Annotated in this window: 20 protein-coding genes and 1 pseudogene; 1 reads left to right on the forward strand and 20 read right to left on the reverse strand. The window is 46.1% G+C overall.

Features of this window, described 5'->3' with window-relative positions; all coding sequences use genetic code 11:
• Nucleotides 1–13: 13 nt before the first annotated feature.
• From trpA to Q8K48_03435, 16 genes are read right to left on the reverse strand one after another with little or no spacing between them, the layout of a single operon-like run.
• Nucleotides 14–817 (reverse strand): tryptophan synthase subunit alpha, encoded by an 804-nt coding sequence (gene trpA / locus Q8K48_03360; protein ID MDP1851436.1) that lies wholly within the window; start codon nucleotides 815–817, stop codon nucleotides 14–16.
• Nucleotides 814–2,004 (reverse strand): tryptophan synthase subunit beta, encoded by a 1,191-nt coding sequence (gene trpB / locus Q8K48_03365; protein MDP1851437.1) that lies wholly within the window; start codon nucleotides 2,002–2,004, stop codon nucleotides 814–816. Before trpB ends, trpA begins: the two co-directional genes overlap by 4 nt.
• Entirely contained in the window at nucleotides 2,001–2,786 is a 786-nt protein-coding gene (gene trpC / locus Q8K48_03370) for an indole-3-glycerol phosphate synthase TrpC (GenBank protein ID MDP1851438.1), read from the reverse strand. Before trpC ends, trpB begins: the two co-directional genes overlap by 4 nt.
• Nucleotides 2,783–2,965: a hypothetical protein gene (locus tag Q8K48_03375; protein MDP1851439.1), complete on the reverse strand. Its 183-nt coding sequence runs from the start codon at nucleotides 2,963–2,965 to the stop codon at nucleotides 2,783–2,785. The genes trpC and Q8K48_03375 overlap by 4 nt, the downstream gene beginning before the upstream one ends.
• Nucleotides 2,965–4,449 (reverse strand): anthranilate synthase component I, encoded by a 1,485-nt coding sequence (locus tag Q8K48_03380; GenBank protein MDP1851440.1) that lies wholly within the window; start codon nucleotides 4,447–4,449, stop codon nucleotides 2,965–2,967. The genes Q8K48_03375 and Q8K48_03380 overlap by 1 nt, the downstream gene beginning before the upstream one ends.
• A complete protein-coding gene (hisI, locus tag Q8K48_03385; protein ID MDP1851441.1) occupies nucleotides 4,446–4,790 on the reverse strand; it encodes a phosphoribosyl-AMP cyclohydrolase in 345 nt (114 codons plus the stop codon). The genes Q8K48_03380 and hisI overlap by 4 nt, the downstream gene beginning before the upstream one ends.
• Nucleotides 4,791–4,804: 14 nt before the next feature.
• The gene (gene hisF, locus Q8K48_03390; protein ID MDP1851442.1) at nucleotides 4,805–5,578 is read right to left on the reverse strand and encodes an imidazole glycerol phosphate synthase subunit HisF; all 774 of its coding nucleotides are present in this window, start codon (nucleotides 5,576–5,578) and stop codon (nucleotides 4,805–4,807) included.
• Nucleotides 5,575–6,300, reverse strand: a complete 726-nt coding sequence (gene priA / locus Q8K48_03395; protein ID MDP1851443.1) for a bifunctional 1-(5-phosphoribosyl)-5-((5-phosphoribosylamino)methylideneamino)imidazole-4-carboxamide isomerase/phosphoribosylanthranilate isomerase PriA — start codon at nucleotides 6,298–6,300, stop codon at nucleotides 5,575–5,577. Before priA ends, hisF begins: the two co-directional genes overlap by 4 nt.
• The gene (hisH, locus tag Q8K48_03400; GenBank protein ID MDP1851444.1) at nucleotides 6,297–6,899 is read right to left on the reverse strand and encodes an imidazole glycerol phosphate synthase subunit HisH; all 603 of its coding nucleotides are present in this window, start codon (nucleotides 6,897–6,899) and stop codon (nucleotides 6,297–6,299) included. Before hisH ends, priA begins: the two co-directional genes overlap by 4 nt.
• The gene (gene hisB, locus Q8K48_03405; protein MDP1851445.1) at nucleotides 6,896–7,480 is read right to left on the reverse strand and encodes an imidazoleglycerol-phosphate dehydratase HisB; all 585 of its coding nucleotides are present in this window, start codon (nucleotides 7,478–7,480) and stop codon (nucleotides 6,896–6,898) included. The genes hisH and hisB overlap by 4 nt, the downstream gene beginning before the upstream one ends.
• Nucleotides 7,481–7,494: 14 nt before the next feature.
• Entirely contained in the window at nucleotides 7,495–8,580 is a 1,086-nt protein-coding gene (locus Q8K48_03410) for a histidinol-phosphate transaminase (GenBank protein MDP1851446.1), read from the reverse strand.
• Nucleotides 8,577–9,887, reverse strand: a complete 1,311-nt coding sequence (gene hisD / locus Q8K48_03415; GenBank protein MDP1851447.1) for a histidinol dehydrogenase — start codon at nucleotides 9,885–9,887, stop codon at nucleotides 8,577–8,579. The genes Q8K48_03410 and hisD overlap by 4 nt, the downstream gene beginning before the upstream one ends.
• Before the next feature lie 54 nt (nucleotides 9,888–9,941).
• Entirely contained in the window at nucleotides 9,942–13,439 is a 3,498-nt protein-coding gene (gene dnaE, locus Q8K48_03420) for a DNA polymerase III subunit alpha (GenBank protein ID MDP1851448.1), read from the reverse strand.
• A 15-nt stretch (nucleotides 13,440–13,454) separates the two neighbouring features.
• On the reverse strand, nucleotides 13,455–14,396 hold the full coding sequence (locus Q8K48_03425) for an RluA family pseudouridine synthase (GenBank protein ID MDP1851449.1): 942 nt from the start codon (nucleotides 14,394–14,396) through the stop codon (nucleotides 13,455–13,457).
• Nucleotides 14,393–14,878, reverse strand: a complete 486-nt coding sequence (gene lspA / locus Q8K48_03430; GenBank protein MDP1851450.1) for a signal peptidase II — start codon at nucleotides 14,876–14,878, stop codon at nucleotides 14,393–14,395. Before lspA ends, Q8K48_03425 begins: the two co-directional genes overlap by 4 nt.
• 2 nt (nucleotides 14,879–14,880) lie before the next feature.
• Nucleotides 14,881–15,621 carry a TraR/DksA C4-type zinc finger protein gene (locus tag Q8K48_03435; protein ID MDP1851451.1) on the reverse strand — a complete coding sequence of 247 codons (741 nt, stop codon included), beginning with the start codon at nucleotides 15,619–15,621 and terminating at the stop codon, nucleotides 14,881–14,883.
• Between the two features lie 273 nt (nucleotides 15,622–15,894).
• On the opposite strand from Q8K48_03435, the gene ileS reads away from it, so the two are divergent.
• Nucleotides 15,895–19,008 carry an isoleucine--tRNA ligase gene (gene ileS / locus Q8K48_03440; GenBank protein MDP1851452.1) on the forward strand — a complete coding sequence of 1,038 codons (3,114 nt, stop codon included), beginning with the start codon at nucleotides 15,895–15,897 and terminating at the stop codon, nucleotides 19,006–19,008.
• On the opposite strand, the gene Q8K48_03445 is transcribed toward ileS, so the two are convergent.
• The 4 genes and pseudogenes from Q8K48_03445 to Q8K48_03460 all read right to left on the reverse strand — a co-directional run bounded on the left by Q8K48_03445 (nucleotide 18,995) and on the right by Q8K48_03460 (nucleotide 21,100).
• Complete coding sequence (locus tag Q8K48_03445) at nucleotides 18,995–19,276, reverse strand: YggT family protein (protein MDP1851453.1); 282 nt, start codon at nucleotides 19,274–19,276, stop codon at nucleotides 18,995–18,997. The genes ileS and Q8K48_03445 overlap by 14 nt on opposite strands.
• A gap of 7 nt (nucleotides 19,277–19,283) precedes the next feature.
• Nucleotides 19,284–19,556 (reverse strand): annotated as a pseudogene (locus Q8K48_03450) (cell division protein SepF).
• A gap of 222 nt (nucleotides 19,557–19,778) precedes the next feature.
• Nucleotides 19,779–20,441, reverse strand: a complete 663-nt coding sequence (locus Q8K48_03455; protein ID MDP1851454.1) for a YggS family pyridoxal phosphate-dependent enzyme — start codon at nucleotides 20,439–20,441, stop codon at nucleotides 19,779–19,781.
• Nucleotides 20,438–21,100, reverse strand: coding sequence for a polyphenol oxidase family protein (locus Q8K48_03460; protein MDP1851455.1), 663 nt, complete (start codon nucleotides 21,098–21,100; stop codon nucleotides 20,438–20,440). Before Q8K48_03460 ends, Q8K48_03455 begins: the two co-directional genes overlap by 4 nt.
• Nucleotide 21,101 lies beyond the last annotated feature (1 nt).

Here is a 21,101-nt window from a genome sequence, read left to right on the forward strand (position 1 = left end):
CCATAAAATTTTTTCATCGCCCCTCTCGAACTCCATTCGCTAAATCTTTAGCTAATGCTGAAATTGCAATTAGGCCACTTGCTTCACTCTTGGAATTGAGAAGAAGTCTAATAAAAGCTGATCCGACAATAACGCCATCGGCATATCCTGCCACTTCTTTGGCCTGCTCACGGGTCGAGACACCCAGTCCCACGCATACAGGAAGTGAGGTCACTGCGCGCAAACGTGAAACTAATTCAAGGGCATCTATTGATACATCGCTTCGAGACCCTGTCACCCCCATCATGCTTGCTGCATAAACAAAACCACCGGTTTTGGCACTGACTTGGGCAAGGCGAGCATCACTTGTACTTGGTGCAACCACAAAGATTGGATTAATTGCATTCCTAGAAGCCGAACTCAACCAAAGCGCAGACTCTTCGATTGGTAAATCGGGAGTTATGACACCTGAACCGCCATGGGATGCAACCGCGGCGGCAAAATTTTCGACACCATATCTTTCAATGGGATTCCAATAAGTCATGATGACTGAGGCAACTCCAGCATCACTTGCTACTTTGAGTGCGGCAAAGACATCTGATGCTCCAGTCCCGGCCTTTAAAGAGATTTCTGCGGCAGCTTGAATGGTTGGGCCATCCATGACTGGATCGCTATAGGGAAATCCAATTTCAATTGCATCAACACCTGAATCCACCAATGTTTGAATCGCTTTGGCGCAACCATCTTTGCTAGGAAAACCGGCTGGAATATATGCAATGAGGGCAGCGCGATTTTCAGCGCGAACTTTTACAAATAAATCTTCTAAAGGGGTGCTCATAATGGGATTCCAAAATACTGCGCCGCAGTTTGGACATCCTTATCTCCACGTCCTGACAAATTAACTAAAAGCGTGGCATCAGGACCGAGTTCATTTCCCACAATCATTGCACCGGCCAAGGCGTGAGCAGACTCAATTGCAGGAATTATCCCCTCGGTTTTGCAGAGAAGGGAGAAGGCATTCATCGCTTGATCGTCATTGATGGCGCGGTATTCAGCGCGGCCAATGTCATGTAAATATGCATGCTCTGGGCCAACGCCTGGATAATCTAACCCTGCAGAAATCGAATGAGATTCAATAGTTTGACCATTCTCATCCTGTAATACGTAGGATCTAGTTCCATGGAGTACCCCTGGAGAGCCTCCAGTAATTGTTGCCGCATGCCTTCCAGTTTCAACTCCATCGCCACCAGCCTCAAAGCCAATTAAGCGAACTTTCGAATCAGGGATAAATGCATGAAATATACCTATGGCATTTGACCCGCCACCGATACATGCCAAAACTGCATCTGGAAGTTTTCCGCACAAGGCTAAAATTTGCTCTCGAGCCTCGATTCCGATAATTTTTTGGAAATCACGTACCATTGTTGGAAATGGATGTGGGCCTGCCACCGTGCCTAATAAATAATGTGTATCTGCAACATTTGTTACCCAATCGCGCATAGCTTCGTTAATGGCATCCTTTAAAGTTTGTGAGCCCGATACCACTGGAATGACCTGCGCACCGAGCAACTTCATTCGTGCAACATTGAGCGATTGTCTGCGCGTATCCTCTTGGCCCATGTAAACAACACATTCAAGTCCTAAGAGTGCTGCCGCTGTAGCTGCGGCTACACCATGTTGCCCAGCGCCGGTTTCAGCAATAATACGTTTTTTACCCATGCGTTTAGTAAGCAATGCTTGACCCAAAACATTATTAATCTTATGGCTACCCGTATGGTTTAAATCTTCACGCTTTAAAATTATTCGCGCACCACCTGCAAATTCGCCAAAGCGGGGAACTTCGGTAATGATGCTCGGACGTCCAGTATATGTACGGTGGAATTCGGCAAGCTCTGCTAAAAAAACTGCATCGTCTTGCGCCGAAATATGTGCAGCTTCTAATTCATTAAGTGCACCGATTAAGGCTTCAGGTACAAAACGTCCACCATATTGACCAAATCGGCCAGGCAGCTCATCAACACTCACGGTTCAAGCCTACCTAGGCCAAGAAGTTCGCGCACAGCGGCCTCTGCATCCCCAGCCCTAACGAGGGCTTCACCGACTAATACGGCTGTGGCACCTTGTGCTTGTGCGTGTTCAACATCACCTCTAGTCGATATTCCAGATTCAGCCACACGTACTAGATCTTTAGGAATTCGAGGAATCAACTCTGTAAAAACACTCGCATCAACATCTAGCGTTTTTAAATTACGTGAATTAATCCCAATTATCTGTGGGGAAATTTCCAGAGCTCTCTCAAGTTCATCATGCGTATGGACTTCAACGAGTGCGCACATTCCAAGTTCGAGGGTTAATTCGTAATAATCCTTAATTTGATTGCTTCCTAACGCCGCGACTATAAGCAGTACAACATCGGCGCCATGGGCTCGTGCCTCAAAAAATTGATACTCATCGATCATAAAATCTTTTCGTAAAATGGGAATATCAACTCTAGATCGCACGGCGACTAGATCATCGAGTGATCCACCAAAGCGGCGTCTTTCAGTAAGGACGCTAATCATTGTTGCCCCAGCGCTTGCATACTGCTCGGCTAGAGCGGCAGGATCAAGAATTGAGGCAAGCTGACCCTTACTTGGAGAGGCGCGTTTTACTTCGGCGATTAAAGAGATTTCATTTTTCAAGAGCGTGGCGAGCGGGTCGCGCACCTTCGGCGCGCCATCAATTGCCTCGGAAATTTGCGCCATTGATAATCGGCGAGATGCTAAATCTTCGCGTACGCCCTCAATAATTGCATCAAGCACGCTCATTTATTTCTCTCTTCACTAGTCTCTTCACTTGGATCAACTCCCTTATCAAGGGAGTTCCAAGGGTCTTGAATGTGTGAACCTCTCTCATATCTTGATGAAATTCGAAATTTCTTTCCAACTAAAATAGTAATCGTATAAACGATAACGATACTTAGTCCAATTGCTAAAGTTTGATCCACTAGTCATCACGTAATCTATTTGCGGAATCTATGGCTCTAAGAACGGCAGCTGCCTTGTTATAGCATTCGAGATTTTCAGATTCAGGATCCGAATCTGCAACAACTCCTGCTCCGGCCTGAACGTAGGCTGTGCCGTTGTGAATTAATGCGGTACGAATCGCAATGCAGGTATCTATATTTCCAGTGAAATCTAAATATCCAATTATTCCTCCGTAAAGTCCTCTACGCGTTGGCTCTAATCTTTCGATGATTTCCATTGCGCGCGGTTTTGGTGCACCTGAGAGAGTTCCTGCCGGAAAAACTGAAAATAGAGCGTCCACGGCCGTTGATTTCGAATCTAAAACTCCAGTAACCGTTGAAACAATATGCATCACGTGTGAATAGCGTTCGATATGCATGAAGTCAATAACTTCAACGCTTCCGGGTTGGCATACACGGCCAAGATCATTTCTTCCTAAATCCACCAACATTAAGTGCTCTGCACGCTCTTTAGGGTCTGCAAGAAGCTCTTCGGCTAATCGATGATCTTCTTCAGGTGAGGCCGAGCGTTTACGTGTGCCTGCGATCGGATGGATCATGACATCACGCCCATTTACCTTTATCAGCGCTTCTGGGCTCGATCCAACTACATCGATTCCATCGTTAAATCGAAATAGATACATATAAGGACTTGGATTATTCAAACGCAACATACGATAAACATCTAAAGCATCCGCGGTGCACTCAATCGAAAAACGTTGAGAGAGAACAATTTGAAAAGCCTCCCCCGCCGCAATCTCTTCCTTAGCTTCTAAAATCTTTGATTTAAAATCCTCTGGCTCAATAGTTGAAGCAAAGTGTGGTTGTGCGTGGATTTCAATTTTCGCCACATCACCAGCTAAAGCCGTTGCGAGATCGCGTTGCATTCGATCTAAACGTTCGTTGCAGGCCGCAAAGGCTTCATCAATCCGCGCATCGCTGCCATCCCAATTAATCGCATTTGCAATTAAAGTAACCGTCCCATCACTGTGATCTAGGACTGCTAAATCACTTGTCAGCATAAAACTCAGTTCAGGTAAAGGAAGATCCTTGCGTGAAAGATTTGGAAGTTTTTCAAGCCTACGTACTACGTCATATGCCATAAATCCAACAAGGCCACCAGTTAAAGGGGGCAATCCCTCAATTTTTGGTGACTTTAAGTGTGAAATAGTTAAACGCAGCGCTTCTAGTGGATCAATTCCAGAGGGTGCCCCCGCTGGCGGACTGCCCTGCCAATAAGCAAGGCCATGTGATTCGCTTAAAACTGCTTCGCTACGAACACCGATGAATGAATAACGTGACCAGGCTCCTCCATGTTCGGCTGACTCCAAGAGAAAAGTATTCGGTGCATCTTTTGCAAGCTTTCGATATATACCGAGTGGTGTTTCGCCATCGGCTAATAGCCGACGTGATACGGGAATTACATTTGATACTTTTGCATGTGCGCGAAACTCTTCAAGATTCACTGTAAACTCACATCAAGTGGAGTATGAAAACATGTTGCATTGCCCGTATGACAGGCCACCCCAGTTTGAATAACTTTTATGAGAAGTGCATCCCCATCGCAGTCGAGAGAGAGTGAATGAACCTCTTGAAAATTTCCTGATGTGGCACCTTTTACCCACAACTCATTTCTACTGCGACTCCAGTACGTTGCCCTACCGCTCTCTAATGTGATTGCCAAGGACTCACGGTTCATATAGGCCAGCATGAGAACTTCATGGCTGAAGAGATCTTGAACTATCGTTGGAATAAGCGCCGATGGATCCTTAAGTAATGCTTCAATCGCTGGATCTAAAACCGTCATGAGGTAATTCTGCCTTACAAAACCTGGACGGTGCGCATGGAATAATTCTGTGATGCCAGATAAGACTTAACATCCCTAATTCGATAGTTGCCAAAGTGAAAAACACTCGCTGCAAGTAGAGCATCGGCCCCAGCATTTAAAGCAGCGGCGAAGTCTTCAAGTGCGCCTGCTCCACCACTTGCGATTAATGGAACCTTAGATACTGCACGGACTGCAGTAATCATCCCTATGTCATAACCCGCTCTTGTGCCATCAGCGTCCATCGAATTAAGTAGAATTTCACCAACGCCAAGGGCGCAGGCCTTTTCAACCCATGCAAGAGCGTCAATATCAGTGCCTTCACGGCCGCCATGTGTAGTAACCTCAAAACCAGATTCGGTCCGAGCTCGTCTGGCATCAACAGATAAGACCAATACTTGCGAACCAAAGCGATCTGCGATCTCAGCTATAAGTTCTGGTCTAGCAATCGCGGAAGTGTTAATTGATATCTTGTCCGCACCTGCGCGTAATAGTCGATCCACATCTTTTACGGATCGGATCCCGCCTCCCACTGTGAGAGGTATAAATGTTTGTTCAGCAGTTCGTCGAACAATATCCATAGTTGTTTCTCGCCCTGCACTACTTGCTGAAATATCTAAAAAAGTTAACTCGTCAGCGCCCTCGGCGTAATATAAAGCCGCTAATTCAACTGGATCTCCGGCATCGATGAGATTTGTAAAGTTAACTCCTTTGACAACACGTCCATCAGTGACATCTAGGCAGGGAATAATTCGAAATGAGAGCGTCATGTACGTGTCATCTCTAGGGCCTCTTGTACAGTGAAAGCACCTGCATAGAGAGCTTTGCCAACTATCGCACCCTCTACTCCTAAAGACGTCAAAGTTGCTAGCTCGGCGATGTCACCAAGGTTTGAGATTCCACCACTTGCAATAATCGGTCTGGAGGTTGCCGCGCATACCGACTTCAGCAATTCAATATTTGGTCCGGTCAGAGTTCCATCCTTTGTGACATCGGTTACTACATAGCGCGCACAACCATTTCCATCTAAGCGCGCAATAGTTTCAAATAAATCTCCTCCTTCACTCGTCCATCCACGCGCGGCTAATGTGTGCCCCCGAACATCTAGCCCAACTGCAATTAAATCTCCAAACCTAGAGATGACACTGGCCGTCCAATCGGGGTTTTCCAGGGCTGCAGTACCCAAATTAATTCGTGCACATCCCGTAGCAATTGCACGCGCAAGTGATTCTTCATCCCGAATTCCACCTGAAAGCTCAACTTTAATATCAAGTGTTGCGACAATCTGCGCCAAAAGAAGTGAGTTTTCGCCTCGACCGAAAGCAGCATCTAAATCGACTAAGTGGATCCACTCTGCACCGGCGTTTTGAAAATCAAGTGCTACTTCTAGGGGCGCACCATAAATACTCTCCTGTGCCAACTCTCCTTGAACTAATCGAACTGCACGACCATCTTTAACATCTACAGCAGGTAAGAGTTCCAAGCGCTTCATAAAGATTTACTCCAGTTCTTAATCAGAGCCAGCCCAACGGCGCCCGATTTTTCAGGATGAAACTGGGTTGCGCTCATATAACCATCTTCAACTGCAGATAAGAATTTCTCTCCATACGTGGTCCACGTCTGCATCTCTCCAACTGGGGTTTTCGCGGCATAAGAGTGAACAAAATAGAAAGACTCATTGGAAATTCCCGAAAAGAGAAGTGAGGCAGTTGAAGGATCAACAGTGTTCCAGCCCATATGTGGCAGTAGAGGCGAGTTGAGCACGGTTACAGTTCCCGGCCAAACTCCTACACCTGGATGGGGTTGAGTTTGGGAATGTTCAGCACCTGCTGCAAAAAGTATCTGCATACCTATACAGATTCCCAGAGTCGGTCGTTCATTTTCTATCCGCGATTTAATGATGCTTGCACCATCAATGGCGTTCAAACCATTCATGCATGCGGCAAATGCACCTACTCCCGGGACTACTAAGCCATCTGCCTCACTCGCAATTCGAGCATCGGAGGTAACAAGAACTTCGTGGCCACTCGTTGCAAATGCACGCTCTGCCGATCGCAAGTTACCTGAACCATAGTCAAGAATTGCGATCAAAGAGAGCCCTTTGTCGAGGGAATCCCCGCAACGCGACCATCGAGGGAGACGGCATCTCTTAAGGCTCGAGCTACTGCTTTGAATTGAGCCTCGAAAACATGATGCGCATTACGCCCTTCAAGAACTCGAATATGCAGTGCAATATGTGCTTCTGCAACAATTGACTCCCAAATATGTTTGCCCAATGTTGTATCAAAAGTTCCAATGAGTTCAACAATCTCTGGTTGACGGTGTACTAAGTATGGACGTCCCGACAAATCAACGGCAGCTTGCACCAGAACTTCATCCAGCGGAACCATTGAGTCACCAAAGCGTCGAATTCCTGCCTTATCCCCAAGCGCAGTACGCAGCGCTTCTCCAAATGCAAGAGATGTGTCTTCAACGCTGTGATGTGAATCGACATCGATATCTCCGCTTGTTTTTACCGTCAAATCAAAACCAGAATGTTTTCCCAACTGCGACATCATATGATCGAAAAATGGAACACCAGTGGAAACGTCAATGGTGCCCTGCCCATCTAGATTAAGTTCTACTAAAACATGAGACTCTTTAGTCTCTCGTTCAATTCGTGCAGTTCTCATGCTCCACTCACTTTCTACAGAAGTTCGGATAGGGCCTTAATAAATGCTTTATTTTCGGCATCATTGCCGATCGTCACTCGAAGATAAGACGATAATCCCACATCTCTAATGAGAACTCCTTTTTCGAGTAATTGCCTCCACAATTGATCAGAACGTGCCGCAAACCCAGTAAAAAGGATGAAATTTGCCGAACTTGGCAGTGTTCGTAAACCCATTGCCTGCAGAGATGCTGCAAGCTCCTCACGCGCACTAATTAATAATCCAACATTGCCCAAGAGCTCGGTGCGAAAATCTAGGGCAACTGTGGCAGCCGCCTGAGTCAATGCGCTTAAGTGATATGGCAATCTCACTAGCATCATCGAATTAATAACGGCCGGGTCGGCTATTAGGTAACCAACTCGGACTCCAGCGAAAGCAAAAGCCTTACTCATCGTGCGAATTACAACTACGTGTGGATACTGTGCGATTAAATTGACCGCAGATCTTTCACTAGAAAACTCAGCATAGGCCTCATCGACGACCAATATCCCACCATTCTCACCGACAACAATGGCAAGAGCCTCAATATCATTAAAGGAAATGGCATCACCCGTAGGATTATTAGGTGTGGTGATAAAGGTCAATTGTGGCTTATTGAGAGCAACATCGTGAATTGCAAAATCTATATTAAATGAGAAATCGTGATTTCGTTTTCCATCAATCCAATGTGTATCGGAAACTTTGGAAATTAACGGGTGCATGGAATATGAGGGTGTAAAACCAAGAGCAGAAGAGCTTCCGAAAGCTAAAAAGAGAGATTGAATAATCTCATTACTCCCATTGGCTGCCCAAATATTGCTTATCGTAAACTGCGTTCCATTCTCCTCATTTATGTAAGAGGCTAGAGCGGTGCGAACTGTAGTGGCATCACGATCTGGATAACGATTGAGCGAACTGCTCGCCTCTGCAACTGCAGCTGTAACTGCCTGCTGCAATGCAATTGACGGTGCAAATGGATTCTCATTCGTGTTCAGTGATGCCTTTGCAGGAAGTTGAGGCGCTCCATATGGAGATAAAGGCTTTAAATCACTGCGAAGTGGAAGCCAAGCAGGCCACATCATGAAAGGTTTTCTAATCTGGCAGTCATTGCCTGCCCATGGGCCGGTAAATCTTCTGCAGTAGCTAACGTGAGAACAGTTGGAAGAATTTCAAGGAAAGCTCGCTCCCCGTATTCAATAATATGCACTCCTCGTAAGAAAGTCTGAACTGAAAGTCCACTCGAGTGACATGCGCAACCGCCAGTTGGAAGTACATGGTTAGAGCCAGCCGAATAATCCCCAAGAGAAACGGGAGAATAGCGGCCAACAAAAACCGCACCTGCATTTCTAACTCTGGCGGAAATTTCTCGAGCATCCTCCGTATGAATCTCCAGATGCTCTGCAGCATATGCGTTGACCACATCTATTCCCTGTTCAATAGAATCAACAAGTACAATTGCCGATTGAATGCCGGCAAGTGCCTCACGTATTCGATCCGCGTGTTTTGTAGTTGCCACACGCACTTTCAATTCGAGAGCTACCGCTTCGGCTAACTCAGGACTATCTGTAACTAGGATCGCAGCGGCAATCACATCATGCTCTGCCTGACTAATGAGATCGGCGGCGACATCGGCAGGAATCGCCGATCTATCGGCAAGAATTGCGATCTCAGTTGGTCCAGCTTCAGAATCAATCCCAATGACACCTCGCAGCGCTCGTTTTGCTGCCGCCACATAAATATTGCCTGGACCGGTTACGAGGTCACACTTTTCACAGACTCCCTCCATGCCATATGCAAAGAGAGCAATAGCTTGCGCTCCACCCACTGCATAAACCTCAGTTACACCAAGAAGGGCGCACGTTGCCAAAATAGTAGGATGCGGAAGACCACCAAACTCTCTCTGCGGAGGTGAAGCGACTGCAATTGATGGTACTTGAGCAATTTGAGCGGGAATTACATTCATCATCACACTACTTGGATAAACAGCGCGTCCCCCAGGAACATATAGCCCAACACGATCGACTGGGATCCATTTTTGGGTGACTTCTCCCCCATCAACTACGACTGTTTTCTTTTCGCTTCTCACTTGATCACTATGAACTCTCTTGACTCGAGTAATTGAACGCTCAAGGGCAGAACGTATGTCTGGATCAAGTGCTTTCAAAGCCGCATCTAATGCGCTCTGCGGAACACGAATACTTGGTGGAACTACGCCATCGAACTCTTCGGCCAATTCAATTAAATCACTTTCACTACCGAATCTAACGCGCTCAAGAATCGGCGCAATCAACTGCATTGCTTCGGCAACATTTAAATCTGCGCGTGGCAGTTCGCTGTTATAGCCGACCTTTGTCAGAGCTCGGCCCTTAAAATCCACGAGGCGAATCATTGTCTAATTATAATGGAGAAAGAGATCTTCATGGAGCGAAGTTATTTGTAGACCTTAGACTAGGCAGTTTGGTCCTAGTATCGATTTCAAATCTGCGCTCAAACTTGGCGATGCAGTAACAAGGGCATCAATCTTCATAAATGTATCAACCCCATTTTCATTAAGTTTGAGATGAACTTCGCGCTTTCCAGGATGCGAACGCAAAATCTCTTTAATTCGCTCGACAACTGGTGGAGTACATTGTGACATCGGGAGTGAAATCACTAAGGGACCGAGCGGGGCCATGGAAATATCTGGCATCGACATTTCCATAGCAGTAAATCGAAGAGCATCATCACGTCGATCAACACGGCCACGAACCGTCACAATTCGATCTTCAGTTAACGACATGGAGTACTGGTTATATGTCTTTGCAAAGAACAGAACCTCGAGTGAACCTTCAAGATCTTCAATTGTAACTACAGCCCATGAAGCACCCTGTCTAGAAACTTTCCTAGTAACACTGGTGATCAACCCGCCAATAGTGACTATAGATTCGCTCTGTGCTCCCTCATCTATAAGTTCGCTGATAGTCATATCAGTGCTAGAGCGCAAAATATGCTCAACACCTAACAATGGATGGTCAGAGACATAGAGACCGAGCATTTCGCGCTCATAGCTAAGGAGCATTGGTTTATCCCACTCTCCTATTGGAATTTCCAGATCTAAAGATTCGACTTGGCCTATATTTTCTCCACCAAATAAATCAAATTGACCAATTGCTTCAGCTCGTTTTGCTTCAATTACCGAATCGATGGCTTCAAGATAGACCGCCATTAAACCCTTTCTAGTTACTCCCATCGATCCGAATGCTCCAGCTTTGATGAGAGATTCGATAGTTTTCTTATTACAGACTTGTGCATCAACTTTGGCGAGGAAGTCACCAAATGAAGTAAATCGGCCTTTTGATTCGCGAGCGGTTTTTATAGAACCAACCACTCCCTCACCGACGTTGCGAATTGCGGCCAATCCAAATCTAATGTCATTTCCACGTGGCGTGTATTCGGCATCGGACTCATTTATATCTGGTTCCAGAACTTTGATTCCCATACGGCGACATTCGCTCAGATAAAGCGCTGATTTATCTTTATCATCACGCACACTTGTTAGAAGCGCAGCCATGTATTCAGTTGGATAGTTGGCTTTTAAGTACGCCGTCCAATATGAAACAACCCCGTACCCTGCAGAGTGCGCACGATTAAATGCATAGTCAGAGAAGGGAATCAACACATCCCATAACCGCTTGATCGCTGTAGTTGAATATCCATTTTTTCTCATGCCAGCTTCAAAGGGAACATACTCTTTATCCAGAATATTTTTATCTTTCTTACCCATAGCTTTTCTCAGTAAATCTGCGCGGCCTAACGAGAATCCAGCTACTTTCTGAGCTATGGCCATCACCTGTTCTTGATAGACGATAAGGCCATATGTATCCCCAAGAATCTCCGACAATGCATCCACGAGCTCTGGATGAATCGGTTCAACAGGTTTACGAGAATTCTTTCTATCGGCGTAGTTATTATGTGCATTTTCTCCCATTGGTCCTGGACGATATAGAGCAATAACCGCTGAAATATCTTGAAAAGAATCGGGAGACATTGAACGAAGTAGAGCGCGCATTGGCCCACCATCGAGTTGGAAAACTCCTAATGTGTCACCCCGCGACAAAAGTTCATATGTTTTTTTATCATCAAGAGTTAAATCCTCAAGAACAACTTTAATTCCTTGATTTGTTTCTATATTTATCAGGGCGTCATCTAGGACTGAGAGATTTCGAAGGCCCAGGAAGTCCATTTTAAGAAGTCCCGTCGCCTCACAAGCTCCCATGTCGAACTGTGTAATAATTGCGCCATCGGCCTCGCGTCGATGGATTGGAATCACATCTAATAGCGGTTCCCGTGAAAGAATTACACCGGCTGCATGAACTCCCCACTGGCGCTTCAAGCCCTCTAGGCCACGTGCAGTGTCCACTACACGTTTTGAGTCGGAATCAGATTCATACAGAGTTCGAAACTCACCGGCTTCTCCGTAACGATCATTCTTTGGATCAAAAACTCCACTCAGAGAAATGTCTTTACCCATTACCGATGGCGGAAGCGCTTTTGTAAGTTTTTCTCCAACAACATATGGATAGCCGAGTACGCGAGTTGAATCCTTTATAGCTTGCTTCGATTTAATGGTTCCATATGTAATTATCTGAGCAACTCGATCTTCGCCGTACTTTGTAGTGGCATAGCGAATCATTTCGCTACGTCGACGCTCGTCAAAGTCCAAATCAATATCTGGCATTGAGATTCTCTCTGGATTTAAAAAACGTTCAAAGAGGAGTCCATGTTCAAGGGGATCTAGACCTGTAATTCCAAGTGCATACGCTACAAGCGAACCGGGGGCAGAACCTCGGCCAGGGCCAACCCGAATTCCAACTTTTTTTGCATGCGCAACTAAATCAGCGACTACGAGAAAATAGCCAGGAAATCCCATCTTCTCCATGACCCCAAGTTCATAGTTCAAGCGAGAGTGGTGCTCAGGAGTTACTCGCTCACCCATCCGCACAATAAGGCCAAGTTCGGCCTCGCTCTTTAGCCATGAATCCTCGGTGTGGCCTGCCGGGACAGTAAATGCTGGCAAGAGATTTTCACCCTCACGTAGTGTTACGTTGCAACGCTCAGCGATAAGTAAGGTGTTATCACAACTTTCAGGAATCTCTTTAAAAAGCTCGCGCATCTGCGCAGAAGTCTTGACGTAAAAACTATCGTTATCAAATTTAAATCGCTTCGGATCGGCCAAAGTGGAGCCAGATTGAACACAGAGAAGGGCCTCATGTGCTGGGGCATCAGATTGCAACGTATAGTGAAGATCATTCGTGGCAAGCAAAGGTAGACCTAATTCTTTAGCCAATTTCAAGAGATCGGATTTTACGCGGCTCTCAATTTCAATTCCATGATCCATAATCTCAAGGTAGAAATTACCTGCCCCGAAAATATCTCTGTAGTCACTCGCTGCTTTTATAGCCTCTTTATAAGCCCCCATACGCAACCGAGTTTGCACTTCTCCGCCAGGACAGCCTGTAGTTGCAATTAATCCTGCCGAGTATTTAGCTAAAATCTCTCGATCCATGCGAGGCTTGTAGTAGTAACCCTCAAGAGAGGCAAGAGATGAGAGCTTAAATAGGTTCCCCAATCCAATATTGTTTTCAGCCAAGATTGTCATATGTGTATATGCACCACCACCTGAAACATCATCTTCGCCGCCATCTGCCCAGTTGACACGCTTTTTCTCAAATCGAGATTCAGGCGCTACATACGCTTCAATACCAATGATTGGTTTAACGCCAGTTTTTTTTGCACCCCTATAAAAATCAAAAGCTCCGAAAACATTTCCGTGGTCGGTCATTGCAATTGCAGGCATACCTTGACGTACCACTTCATCCATGAGATCTCCCACTCGCGCGGCTCCATCTAGCATCGAGTACTCGGTATGAACGTGAAGGTGGACGAAATTATCTTTAGTCATGTGAGTGATAACTGCTTAAGGAAGGACGGCATCAGATAGTAAGGTTAAAGAGTGTGTGAGATCTGCCGGGTAAGGCGCAATGAAGTTGAGTTTTTCCCTAGTGATTGGGTGGACAAAGCGCAACTCTTTGGCATGTAGCCATGGTCGCGTCATTTCAAGGCTTTTGGCTAAAACAGGATCGGCACCGTACGTTGTATCTCCTACCAACGGGTGGTTCAGGGCCGAGAAATGAACTCGAATCTGGTGAGTTCGCCCGGTTTCCAACTCCACCTTTACTAGAGAGACGGCCCGGTAAAATTCAATTACTTCATAGTGGGTAATCGATTCTTTCCCTGTACCAACAACGGCAAATCGGTGATCTTCTTTTGGATGGCGATCAATGGGTGCATCAATTGTTCCGGTAGTTGGATCCATGTGCCCCTGAATGAGTGCATGGTAGATTTTCTCAACGCTTCGAGTGCGAAAAGCATCTTTAAGCACGGTGAATGCGCGATCACTCTTTGCAACAATCATTAAACCGCTAGTTCCAACATCTAATCTATGAACAATTCCTTGACGCTCGGCGGTGCCGCTTGTTGAAATTACATATCCTGCAGCACTTAATGCGCCAACAACTGTCGGTCCAGTCCAGCCAGGACTTGGGTGCGCGGCACAGCCAACAGGTTTATTTATGACAATAATTTCATCATCCTCAAAAACTATTTCCAAGCCATCAATAGGAGTCAGTGGAATTGGCAGAGCGTTAATCGGAGCCGGAAGTAGTACATCGATAACTTGACCTTCGCTCACTCTGTCGGATTTCTGCATCGCCCTTCCAGCGGTAGTTATGTCACCATCTTCAAGGAGTTTTACAACCGAGGTACGCGAAAGACCCAGAACACGTGTGAGGGCACTGTCGATTCGTTCGCCAGCGACACCCTCTGGGACGGCCAAAGTACGTAATTCACGATTACTCATGGCCTTAACTCCTTCGAAGAAATCGGCGAAATATTTCGAGCAGTTAAAATCATAGCCAACGCAGCTGCAAGAACGATCGCCGAGTCGGCAATATTGAATATAGGCCAATGCGGAAATTGCATCCAATCGATAACGTGACCACGTAAGAAGGAGGGTTCACGAAAGAGTCGATCCATGAGGTTTCCTAGAACTCCTCCCAACACTAAACCTAAAACTACTGACCAACCCTTCGATGTGATCTTCGGAGCGAAATAAATCACTCCTATGGCTACGACAATGCCAAAAAGCGATAGCAATAGAGTCGCATTTGATGCAATTGAAAATGCGGCTCCAGAGTTTCGTACAAATGTGAGTTGAAAAAAACTACCGAGAATCTTTATTGGCTCGCGGTGAGCAAGTTGGCTTACCGCCCATGCCTTAGTTGCTAAATCAAGAATCCAGACTAACCAGGCAACACTTAAAAGTGTTCGCCACCTTTGCACTTTTAGCGCCGTTCTTCCTTCTGCTTGCAGAGCATGCAGAGGGTTGCACGGGGGAAGACCTTTAATCGAGCCTTCCCGATTGCATTTCCGCACTCTTCGCAATTTCCATAGCGCTTCGAATCAATGCGATCTAATGCACGCTCGGTCTGTAAAACCATATCGCGTGCATTAATAACAAGAGACATCTCATGTTCGCGCTCGAAGGTTTTGGTACCAGCATCGGCTTGATCATCGCCAGCGCCCTCACCAGACTCCTGAATGAGAGAGTCCATTTCAAGTTCGACTATTGCTAACTCTCTACGCAAACGCTCGAGTTCAATGACAATATCAGTGCGTACGGCCTTAAGTTCAGCCGCGCTCCAAGGAGATTCAGAATCGCTGACTACAACTGGTGTGGGTGCGCTCCTAATCGGCTTTAGAGGCGCACTCTTCTTTCCATTCTTAATTGGACGTGGTGGGGGTGGCATCACTAGACGACGTTGTTCAATTACCGGCGCAATAACTGCAGTACTTACCGTTGAAACTGAGACTGTTTGGGATTTTTCATCGACGGTAAGAGTGGTCTTTGTAGTTGATTCTTTACTGCCCGCCTTTTTTACAGGGATACTTTTTACAGTGCTCTTTGGTGCCGCCGCCTTTTTAGCTGCCGCCTTTGTAGCTACCGGCTTTTTGGCGGCTTTTACGGGTTTCTTAACTGCAGCGGCCTTTGTGGCAACGGTTTTCTTTACAGGCTTCTTGGGCATGACGCGAACCTTAATCCGTCTGCGCCAGGTATACCAATTGCGCCACGAGCAATCTTTTGCTCAGGATGGCCTAGACTTGCGGAACTAACCCATGAGCGGCATTGACGGGGCTATCACCTCACGAGCCTGCCGGAAGAAGTGAGTGAAAACTCATCTAGAACTGGCCCTAGTTAGATTAAGAGTGGCGCGAACGTTGCGCAAGGCGGGTGGTACCGCGAACTCTGCGATAGCAGAGTTCGTCCCTCCAGGTTTTCTTCTCGGAGGTAAGTTCAAATGACATTTCGCCCCATTTCTGCATCCGTTGATTTGCCCGCAGTTGAACATGAGATTCTTACTTTCTGGGCAGATAACGAGATTTTCCACAAAACTGTAGAGGCGCGTGCCGGTGAATTGCCGTGGAGTTTTTATGAAGGTCCACCGACAGCTAATGGAATGCCGGGAACTCATCACATTGAAGCTCGAGTATTTAAAGACGTCTTCCCGCGCTTTCAAACTATGAAGGGCCGTTACGTCACGCGCAAGGCGGGATGGGACTGCCATGGCTTACCAGTAGAAATTGCCGTTGAAAAAGAGCTTGGCTTTGCAGGTAAAGGTGATATTGAGAAATTTGGGGTTGCAGCTTTTAATGAAAAGTGTCGAGAGTCAGTGCAACGACATGTAGGTGCATTTAGTCAGATGACGAATCGAATGGGCTTTTGGGTAGATTTTGATCATGCATACTGGACGATGTCACCACAATATATCGAAAGTGTGTGGTGGTCGCTGAAGGAGATTTGGAAAAAAGGTTTACTGGTACAAGATCATCGAGTTGCCCCATACTGCCCGCGATGTGGAACGGGCTTATCAGATCATGAATTAGCGCAGGGTTATGAAACGATTACTGATCCATCGGTATACGTTCGTTTTCCAATTACTTCGGGAGAGCTCGCGCAATTAAATGCTTCTCTACTAGTGTGGACGACAACGCCTTGGACCTTAGTTTCTAACACAGCAGTTGCGGTTAATCCAGATGTCTACTACGTGGTTCTTGAAGTTTCGGTAGATGAAAAAACCGAGGTGTTAGTAGTTGCCGAGGCGCTGACTGAAAGTGTGAAAGGCGATAAAAAAGTAATTAAGAGGCTCCTCGGCAAGGATTTGGAACGCATTACATACAAGCGCCCCTTTGATTATGTTGAAATTCCAAGTTCGCACTTTGTAGTTCTAGCTACATACGTCACCACCGAGGATGGCACGGGATTAGTCCATCAATCACCGGCATTTGGGGCCGACGACTTAGCAACCTGCCGAGCTTATGGGCTACCCGTTGTAAATCCGATCGCACCAGATGGTCGTTTTTTGCCTGAAGTTGGCGTTGTTGGTGGAATGTTTTTTAAGGATGCTGATAAAACCTTAGTCAGAGAGTTAAAGGCGAGTGGAGCCCTTTACAAACACCAACCATTTGAGCACTCTTATCCGCATTGCTGGCGCTGCCACACTGTACTGATGTATTACGCACAGCCTTCTTGGTATATACGTACAACGTCGATCAAAGAGGCACTTCTGCGGGAGAATGCCGCAACTGATTGGCATCCTCAGACGATTAAGGATGGTCGCTACGGCGACTGGCTCAATAACAATGTCGATTGGGCGCTTTCTCGAAATCGATACTGGGGTACGCCTCTACCAATCTGGCGTTGTGAAAATAAACATGAAATTTGTGTCGACTCATTGAAGGAGTTAGGGGAGTTATCTGGTCAAGAACTTTCTAACCTTGACCCTCATCGCCCATTTGTAGATGACATCACAATAAACTGTTCTGAATGTGCTTTAACAATGGTTCGAGTTCCTGAAGTTATTGATTGCTGGTATGACTCCGGAGCTATGCCATTTGCACAGTGGGGTTACCCTCATGTCGAGGGTTCGGTCGAAAAATTTCAAGCCTCTTACCCTGCCGATTTCATCTGCGAAGCGATCGACCAAACACGTGGTTGGTTTTACACCCTGATGACAATTGGCACTTTGGTTTTCGATAAATCTTCATATAAAACCGTTCTCTGCCTTGGTCATATTCTAGATAAAGACGGTCGAAAGATGAGTAAGCATCTTGGAAATGTTTTGGAGCCCATGGCGCTTATGGATCAACATGGCGCCGATGCCGTTCGCTGGTACATGTTGGCAGCGGGTTCACCTTGGGCTGCACGCCGCGTTGGCCACGATGCAATAAATGAAGTCGTACGCAAAACTTTGTTGACTTATTGGAATACCGTCTCATTTCACGCTCTGTATGCAAAGGCTTCAAACTTTGACTTAACTCTAACTCCTCCATTGTCCGAACGCTCATTAATGGATCGTTGGATTATCTCTGAACTCAATATTTTGATCCTCGAAGTTGATAAAGCATTGACTGAATTTGATTCTCAAATTGCTGGGCGTTCTCTCGCTCGATTTATAGATGATCTCTCCAACTGGTACGTACGTCGTTCCCGTCGCCGTTTTTGGGATGGCGAAGTAGCGGCAATGGCGACATTGCACGAATGTCTCGTGGGTTTGACACAACTTCTAGCTCCAATGGTTCCCTTTATTACTGAACAGGTTTGGCAGGAGCTTGTGCGTCCGAACGATCTTTCCGCGGCGATCTCTGTTCACTTATCCGACTTCCCTGTTGCAGATGAGACGGCAATTAACAATCCATTAGGAAATCAAGTTGCTTTGACGCGTCGAATTGTTGAACTCGGACGTGCTGCACGGGCGGAATCTGGAATCAAGATTCGTCAACCATTAGGTCGAGCCCTCATCGCTGCAAGCGGATGGGCTTCATTGCCTACGCAGATGCGCGAACAGATCGCCGATGAGCTCAATGTTATAACCCTTGAAGATATTGCAAATGCCGATGGCGATTTAGTAGATATCTCAATCAAGGCAAACTTTAAGAGCCTAGGTGCAAAATTTGGCGCCGCGGTTCAAGAGATTGCCAAGGAAATATCCACCTCTGACGCAGCCGCCTTAGTCAGTACTCTTCGCAGCGAAGGAGTTTCAAAAGTTGCTCAATGGGAAATCGAATTGGGTGACGTTGTAATTACAGAGGTACCAAAGAGTGGATGGATGGTTGCATCTCATGAAGGTGAAAGTGTTGCACTAGATTTAGCACTTACTCCGACTCTGATTTTGGCCGGACATGCTCGCGAAGTTATTAGATTTATTCAAGAGCGCCGCAAGAGTGATGGCTTTGAAATATCGGATCGGATCGACATTGTGTGGAATGCAACTCCTGAAATCATTGAAGCTATTGAAAGTGACCAGCCACATATTCAGGACGAAGTTCTAGCGATTTCAATGCTGCGCGATGAATCAATAAATGTGGAGGCAAGTGAGATTGGTTTAGCAGTAATGCTTACTAAATCCCTCTAACTAAGCCCATCAAAAGTTGAACTCCAAAGAAGAGCACAATAAAGCTCATATCTAAACTGACTGCACCAATACGAAGTGGTGGAATAAAACGACCTACAAAGCGCATAGGTGGATCAGTGATGGCGTAAATTGCTTCTACCAAATAAAGAGAGATTCCACTTGGCTTCCAGTTTCGAGCAAACATACGAACATAATCAAGAATTAAACGACCAAGCAGGGCAAAGAGAAATAATTGAAGAATGCCAGCTAATAGCGAACCAAGCTGCATGAATTACTCAGCTCTGATTAAAGAAGCTGGCTTGTGCGGCCGTGGATTTGTCCTCTGAGCTAACGTGGAGATTGGCTGGTGAAATCAGGAAAACCTTCTTAGTAACTCTCTCGATTGTTCCGTGAAGCCCGAATGCCAGTCCGCTTGCAAAGTCGACTAAACGCTTGTGTTCGGACTCGTCCATATCGGTCAAGTTAATAATTACTGGATTTCCTTCACGAAAATGTTCGCCAATTGTTCGCGCCTCATTATAAAAACGAGGATGGAGTGTAACGATGCGATCTAACACTGGAAGATCGAGCTGCGGCGCAAATTGATTATTAGACGTGACTACAGAGGAAACGGTACGGGGTGGACGAGCTTTCACCGCGCCCTCACCGGCAGTCGGAACCGATGGAAGTTTAGATCGAACGGGAACGTCAAACTCTGGATCATCCATCAAACCTAAATAATTTGCGACACGCTTTAATGCATTAGCCATGTATAAACGGTACCTGTCGGTCTACCTAGAACCCAGGATTTGGCTACCAATGCGTAAATGTGTCGCTCCGTGTAAAATAGCCTCTTCAAAATCATTACTCATGCCAGCCGAAAGGCCAGTGGCCCTTGGAAAATCTTTGAGAAAATCTGCGTGCATTTTACGGAGCCGACCAAATGCCAGATTGGCATCGCCTCCTAATGGGGCCACAGCCATCAAACCTGCCAAATTGTGAAGTGGGCTAGCCTCGATAGCTTGGGCTACGGGAAAAAGTTCTTGGATTTGCGCCCCACCTCGGTTTTTAGAGCCATCAAGGTTAACTTGTAAAAAAATCTTCAAAGGATGAGTTGTAAATTTTTCGATGATTCTAAAATGGTTTAGATCGTCTAAGGAATGAATAACCTGCGACCATGAGCAGATTGACTTCAGCTTATTACTTTGAATTTGCCCCTGAAAATGCCAAGTTCCTTCAACGGCGGCGGCTTTAGACACCGCCTCAGAGTCCCTGTTCTCCCCAAAATTGCTTACTCCTAACTCCTTAAGAATTTCTATATCACTAACCGGAAAATTCTTAGTTACTGCGATCAGAGTTAGTTCAGAAACTTTTCTTCCTGATTCAATTGCCGCTCTCGAAATCCGTTCATGGACACCCTGCAAATTTCTTTCAATTTCAAGAAAGCGATTCATAGCCAGATAATTCCTGCGGATCGGCCGGTAATTGGATTACGACGATAAGAAAAATAATTGTGATTTTCGAAGGTACAGAGTGATGAAGCTTCATAACTTATTCCGGCACTCGTTAAATCAGCAATCAAAGCACGTGGTAAATCGAGGGCAGGAGTCGCAACTTTGGTTTGAGAAAGAGCACTTGGGTGTATAAGCGAAACCTCCTCGGCCATATCTGCAGGAACCTCATAACACTCTCCGCAGATAGAGGCTCCTAACTGAGCGTGAATTGAAGCAGCACCTAGGGCACGCATGTGAGCAATCACTCTCAGTGCAACTCTGTTAACTAACCCCTTTCTGCCGACGTGCACCGCTGCAACGACGCTCGGTGATGAAAGCAAAAGTGGAATACAATCTGCAACGAGAACCGCTACGGCAAATCCTGGAGTGCTAGTAATGAGTGCATCACACGATGGATCAATCTCTGAAAAGGAATTCACAACTGCGATTTCATCACCATGTGTCTGATTCATGAACTGAATAGCAGAAACTGGCAATGAGAGAGATGCGCGATTATCTATAACGTAATCGCGATTATCGCCAACATGAAACGCCAAATTCAATGAGTCATAAGGCGCAAGACTCACGCCCCCGCGCCTATCTGTAAATAACGAAGGCAAT

It is taken from the genome of Candidatus Planktophila sp. (genome assembly GCA_030681675.1).
Lineage (GTDB): Bacteria > Actinomycetota > Actinomycetes > Nanopelagicales > Nanopelagicaceae > Planktophila.